The following is a 6000-nucleotide window of genomic DNA, read 5'->3' as shown; positions in this document are numbered from 1 at the left end:
GTCATAAGACGGGACTTTGTTTGTTTTGTAGATTTGAGCCGTATGCGGGGAAACTCGCACGTACGGTTCTCGGGGGGCCCGATCTTCGTAAGAGGATCGGGCTACCCGACCCAGACCGCCGTTATGGCGACCTGATCGTGCCCGAAAGCCTGCGCGGCGCGGCGCCAACGGTGCGGCGGCGAGGCGGAATGTGCGGTTAATCTGGAACGGGCGCTCGGCCATGTGTGGAATCACGCGTGACAAAAAGCGACGCCTCACATAAAACGCGCAATCAATTGCGGCTCGTCAAGCGGTCGACGCCGTACAGAACGCGGCCAAACTACGACTACGGCAAACAAATCGTGGCAACAGGCGTAGCAGAGAGCGCGGCAAATCAGCGCAGCAGCGGGAACCGCATCAATCGTGAAACACGGCGCTGTAACCTGCTAGCTGGCAAGGCCGCCACGCCGTCAGCCGCGTTGGCATCCCCGCTTGTATCCGTATCTGCATCCGCACGTTCATCCGAGTCTCTCCGTCGATGTCCTCCAATCCGTCTGCCACTTCCACACGCATGAGCGCGTCCGAGTTGCGCGCGACCATGGCGCTCGCGTCGATCTTCGCGCTGCGCATGCTCGGCCTGTTCATGATCATGCCGGTGTTCTCGATCTACGCGAAGACGATCCCTGGCGGCGACAACGTGCTGCTGGTCGGCATCGCGCTGGGCGCATACGGCGTCACGCAATCTCTGCTGTACATCTTCTATGGCTGGGTGTCGGACAAGGTGGGCCGCAAGCCCGTTATCGCGACCGGCCTGCTGATCTTTGCGCTGGGCAGCTTCGTCGCCGCGCTCGCGCATGACATGACGTGGATCATCGTCGGCCGCGTGATCCAGGGAATGGGCGCGGTATCGTCGGCGGTGATCGCGTTCATCGCGGACCTGACTTCCGAGGAACACCGTACGAAAGCAATGGCGATGGTGGGCGGCAGCATCGGCATTTCGTTCGCGGTCGCGATTGTCGGTGCGCCGATTGTGTTTCACTGGATCGGCATGAGCGGTCTGTTCGCGCTGATCGGCATCTTTTCCGTGCTTGCCGTGGGTATCGTGCTGTGGGGCGTGCCCGACGCGCCCAAGCCGGTGCACGTGCGCGCGCCGTTCGCGGAAGTGCTGCACAACGTCGAGCTGCTGCGGCTTAATTTCGGCGTGCTGGTGCTGCATGCGACACAGACCGCGCTCTTTCTCGTCGTGCCGCGCATTCTCGAAGCGAACGGCCTGCCGGTCCGATCGCACTGGATGATCTACCTGCCGGTGATGGGGCTATCGTTCGTGATGATGGTGCCCGCCATCATCGCGGCCGAGAAGCGTGGAAAGATGAAAACGGTACTGGTCAGTGCGATTGCTCTTATCCTGATCGGCCAATTACTGTTGGGCGCCGCACCGCATACCATAGCGATCGTGGCGGCGATCCTGCTGGTCTATTTTCTGGGCTTCAATATTCTCGAGGCCTCGCAGCCGTCGATGGTGTCGAAGCTCGCGCCCGGCACCCGCAAGGGTGCGGCGGTGGGCGTCTACAACACCACACAGTCGATCGGCCTCGCGCTGGGCGGCGTGATGGGCGGCTGGCTGCTGAAAATCGACGGATCGAGCGCGGTGTTCTACGCGTGCTCGGGGCTCGTTTTGTGCTGGCTTATAATCGCCGCAAACATGAAGCAGCCTCCTCGCAAGGCTTGACAACGCTGCCCGCAACGGAATCAAAGGAGAAACTTATGGCATCCGTGAACAAGGTCATTCTCGTCGGCAACCTCGGCGCCGATCCGGAAGTCCGTTATCTTCCGAGCGGCGACGCAGTGGCGAATATTCGCCTTGCTACGACCGACCGCTATAAGGACAAAGCGTCCGGCGAAATGAAGGAAATGACCGAGTGGCATCGCGTCTCGTTCTTCGGCCGGCTCGCGGAAATCGTGTCCGAATATCTGAAGAAGGGCTCGTCGGTGTATATCGAAGGACGCATTCGCACACGCAAATGGCAGGCGCAGGACGGCACCGACCGTTACTCGACCGAAATCGTCGCGGACCAGATGCAGATGCTCGGCGGCCGCGGCGGCTCGGGCGGCGGCGGTGACGATGGCGGCTACAGCCGTGAACCGGCCGAGCGCAGCGGTGGCGGCGGCCGCCCGGCGGGCGGTGGTGGCGCCGCTCGCAGCGGCGGTGGCGGTGGCGCCGCAAGCCGGCCGAGCGCGCCGGCCGGCGGTGGCTTCGACGAGATGGACGACGATATTCCGTTCTAATCCCAACGCACGCCGCTCAGGCGGTCACGACGCCGGTCAAGACACAAAGGCCGGAACCCACGCTTGCGAGGGTTCCGGCCTTTTCGTCGGTTTTGCTGTGCGCCGCCGCCCGATCGAGCGGTAGCGCGTAACACGCGCTCAGCACAATTCGGATTGCCAGGCGCCGCGATATTGCCGGTGCTTGCTTAGCATTCCCGCGACCGTCGCGCGGCCTTGCGCGACGACATCGGCGACGTCGCTTTTCGACATGGCCAGCACGTCGCCCGCTTCCGCATAGCTCAAGCCTTCGACCAGCACCAGCAGCATCGGCACGCGCTGCGCGTCGGGAAGCGAACTGACCGCGTGCCGCAACAGGCAATGAGCGCAGTGCGTCGCGAGCCGGTCGCACGACCCGTCACACACGCACTCGCCTTCGAGAGACCGCATCCGCGCGTGGCGCTGCGCGTAGCCTTCTTCGAGCCAAACCGCGGCCATGATCGAAAAGAGCCGGTGCAACGGGCGCAGGCAGCGCGACGCGCTGCTGCTCCAGTCTCCAGCCATGAACCGGCGGCACGCCTGTGCGACGAGCCGTTCGGCGTCCCGTTCCTGTTCGGTGAGGCGCAGCGCGAACGCCCAGATGCGCGGCAACGACTCGATGCCGGCCAAGCTATCCTGGTTGATCATACGTCAGTGCCCTCTGAATGCGCCGATTCCGCGCCGGTGTCTCGAGCTTTAGCCTCGCGACCGCAAGCCATCCGCGGCCCGTGCCAGTCGCCCGGACCTTGTGAAGCAACGGGTTTGAGTAAGGGGTTTGTATGGAGTGGACGGGACGGCGCTGCGCCGCGCGGCCCACCCGCGACTTGTGACCGATGTTAAAGACTGCGAAAGCAGTTCAACACCATGGTGAGCGAAAGGCAACGTTGCATGACACGTAACGAACACCGCGGACCCGAATGCCCAAGCGGCCAGCGCGGGAATCTGCGAAGTTGAAATACACTATTCCGCGGACGCAATGCAGATATGCACTTTCAGCAGGGCATACGATCAGACTTCGGTTGATGTGGCGATGAACCGCATGATTGCCAGTTCATCCCGTCCGAGCGCAACCGGAAGCTTCTCCGCGATCAGGTCGATCCATGCGCGCGTTTGCGCAGGCAGATAGCGTCGCGACGAAATGAGCGAGTAGACGCCGATCTCCGGTGTACGCCATTGCGGCAGAACCGGCACGAGCTGGCCGCAGTTCAGGCTGTCGATGATCGCCCACGGTGGCAGCAACGCAATTCCCAGTCCGTTCAATACCGCGCTCAACACCGCGTCGGTCGAATCACCCTTGAAAGGACCGGATACCGGCAGCGTGATCGTCGAATCGCCATCGGTCAATTGCCAGTCGCGCGTGATATTGACAAGCTTCAGGCAGCTATAAGTCATCAAGTCTTCAGGGTGCGACGGCGTGCCGTGCCGTGCAAGGAAATCGGGCCGCGCGCAAAGAATGCCGCGCATGCCGCCGACCCTTCGGCCGACGAGGGTCGAGTGCGGTAGCTCCTGCGCGAAGTAGACGCTCGAATCGATGCCTTCCGCCAGCACATCGGGCGCGTTCTGGCGCGTCGAGAACTCGACTTTCACGTCCGGATACCGCTGCAGGTAGTCCATCAACAGCGGCAGCAGATGATACCGGCCGAAGCCCGACATGCACGATACCTTTAGCGTGCCGGCGGGGCGCGTTGCCGCGTCGCGCGCTTCGTTCTCGGCTTCGTCGACCAGATCGAGGATCGACCGGCATTTGAGCAGATAGCGTTCGCCCGGGCCGGTCAACGATACGTGGCGGGAGTTGCGATGCAGCAGCTTCGTGCCGAGACGCTGTTCGAGCTCGCCGACCATTCGCGAAACCTGTGCCGGGGTCAGATCGGACTGCAAAGCAGCGGCCGTAAAGCTGCGCGCGTCGACGACCCGCACAAACAGACGTATCGCGTGCAGCAGGCCGGAGTTTAAACGGGGTGAACTAGTAGGCATGGTGCCGGTTGAATGGGTGCCAAGGATCGTCCGGTCAACGCGGTCCCCGGGTTTATTCTGGTTTGATGGGCCGCCAGGCGGCCTATTGAACGGAGAACAGCTTGATGCGCGTTTTATTCCGAAATCCGCGGACGTTTCGTGAGAGAAGTCTTTTATGAAAGCTACGTGTAATGTTCGTTGTGCTTCGGGTTCGGGTTCGTTCGTTGCATCAGCTTCTACGCCAAAGTGTGGGACCAAAAAAAGACCCCGCGTTACCGCGGGGTCTTTCCCACCTGGCGCAGCCGATGTTGGTCATCGGCTGCGAGCGTCGGTCAGTTTCCGCCGCCGCCTTGCAGGCCGAGCGTGACCCTGTTGTTCACCGATGTCACACCTTGCACGCCCTTCGCGATGTCGCCGGCCTGGGCGATCTGGCCGCCCTCCGGCACGGTACCGGTCAGCGTCACCACGCCGCTGCGCGCGCGCACGAACACGTTGGATACGTTGACGCCTCCGCGGCTCAATGCAGTGCGCACGCTGCGGCCGAGCCTGCGGTCCGCCTGCTTCGTCGCTTTCGCCGTGGGCGCCGCGGCCGCGGGACTCGCCATCGAATCGTTCGTCTGCGACCAGGCGGTCGACGTCACTGCCACACATCCTGCAACAACCATCACCTTCAAAAGATCGATTGCGTTCATGACAGCTCCTTTGTCTCGGTTATAGGGGGCCCGCGTGACGAATCGGAAAACAACAGAAAAGCAAAAGTAAAAATAGTGCCAATCGCCGCTCTAATGCAAGACTAATTTGGCGCGTATCGCGCAGCGGCAAACAGAGTATGCACGTGTCGTTCCCTAAATGCATCGTGCCTCATGCGCGAGTCCAGTTGCGACCTTTCGTCCCGTATAGCGAAGCAAACTTCACCGTTTCGCTTGCCCGATTTAACCCGCGGACACATCGATTAAGCGTGTGGAATAAACCAGATTCCACGGATGTTTTCGGGTGGCAGTGACATCCCGCTTTGACGCGAAGAGGATTTGGGCACACGCGAAGGCTTCGTTGTTCTCTCACGTCTTCCGATCCCGCGATGCTGCGGACATTTACCCGCGGCACCTTGCGCCCCCGCTTTACACACTCGTCTGGAGGTTGGATAGATGCCGCATAACCATTCAACGCGCGCGCTGCGTCGCGCGCTCAACGGGCTGTACGTGCTTGCGCTGCTGTCGCCGGCCGCCGCTTTCGCCAAGCCGTCCGCCGACTCGCAAAGTGCGCTGATCGCTCATGGCGACTACATCGTCCATCGTGTCGGCATGTGCATCGATTGCCACACGCCGAAAGACGCGCACGGTATGCCCATCGCCAGCGAAGACCTGCATGGCGCAGAGATTCCGATCACGCCGGATAATCCGGTGCCGGGCTGGGTCAACCGCTCGGTCAAGATTGCGGGTTTGCCGGCTGGCTACACGGAGGCGCAACTGGTGAGCTTTCTCGAAACAGGCCATACCCCGAGCGGCGGGACGGCGCATCCGCCGATGCCCGACTACCGGTTGAACGAACACGATGCGCGGGCGGTCGCCGCGTATCTTCATTCGATCAACTGAGCCGTACGCGGTGCGCGCTTTCGCTCGTCCTTCGAACTGCCTTTCGACCTCGCTTCCTGAACCCGGCGTTTGGCGCGATCATCGCTTTTGAACCGGTTTCGCGCGCAACGATCTGACTTCGCGCTTCGAGGTCACGCTTGTCGACGCCCCCGTCCGCGGACGGGGGCGTCCGTCC

General features: G+C 62.1%; 6 protein-coding genes. 3 read left to right on the top strand and 3 right to left on the bottom strand.

The genetic code is table 11. The features are described from left to right. Nucleotides 1-517 precede the first annotated feature (517 nt). Both HV796_RS16055 and HV796_RS16050 read left to right on the top strand, forming a co-directional pair. A complete protein-coding gene (locus tag HV796_RS16055; RefSeq protein WP_343052906.1) occupies nt 518-1708 on the top strand; it encodes an MFS transporter in 1191 nt (396 codons plus the stop codon). A 35-nt stretch (nt 1709-1743) separates the two neighbouring features. Further along, on the top strand, nt 1744-2265 hold the full coding sequence (locus HV796_RS16050) for a single-stranded DNA-binding protein (RefSeq protein ID WP_175227487.1): 522 nt from the start codon (nt 1744-1746) through the stop codon (nt 2263-2265). Nucleotides 2266-2403: 138 nt separating this feature from the next. Here HV796_RS16050 and HV796_RS16045 read toward each other — a convergent pair whose 3' ends face one another. The 3 genes from HV796_RS16045 to HV796_RS16035 all read right to left on the bottom strand — a co-directional run bounded on the left by HV796_RS16045 (nt 2404) and on the right by HV796_RS16035 (nt 4925). Next, a complete protein-coding gene (locus HV796_RS16045) occupies nt 2404-2928 on the bottom strand; it encodes an RNA polymerase sigma factor (RefSeq protein ID WP_175227486.1) in 525 nt (174 codons plus the stop codon). Between the two features lie 360 nt (nt 2929-3288). Continuing rightward, nucleotides 3289-4254: a LysR family transcriptional regulator gene (locus tag HV796_RS16040; RefSeq protein ID WP_175227485.1), complete on the bottom strand. Its 966-nt coding sequence runs from the start codon at nt 4252-4254 to the stop codon at nt 3289-3291. Between the two features lie 311 nt (nt 4255-4565). Then, nucleotides 4566-4925: a BON domain-containing protein gene (locus tag HV796_RS16035; RefSeq protein ID WP_175227484.1), complete on the bottom strand. Its 360-nt coding sequence runs from the start codon at nt 4923-4925 to the stop codon at nt 4566-4568. Nucleotides 4926-5378: 453 nt separating this feature from the next. Between HV796_RS16035 and HV796_RS16030 the strand changes: the two genes are divergently transcribed. After that, nucleotides 5379-5825 carry a c-type cytochrome gene (locus HV796_RS16030; RefSeq protein ID WP_175227483.1) on the top strand — a complete coding sequence of 149 codons (447 nt, stop codon included), beginning with the start codon at nt 5379-5381 and terminating at the stop codon, nt 5823-5825. Nucleotides 5826-6000 lie beyond the last annotated feature (175 nt).

The organism is Paraburkholderia humisilvae, assembly GCF_902859855.1.
Classification (GTDB): domain Bacteria; phylum Pseudomonadota; class Gammaproteobacteria; order Burkholderiales; family Burkholderiaceae; genus Paraburkholderia; species Paraburkholderia humisilvae.
Note: the sequence above shows the minus strand (reverse complement) of the source record. Positions and strands in the feature narration are given on the sequence as shown.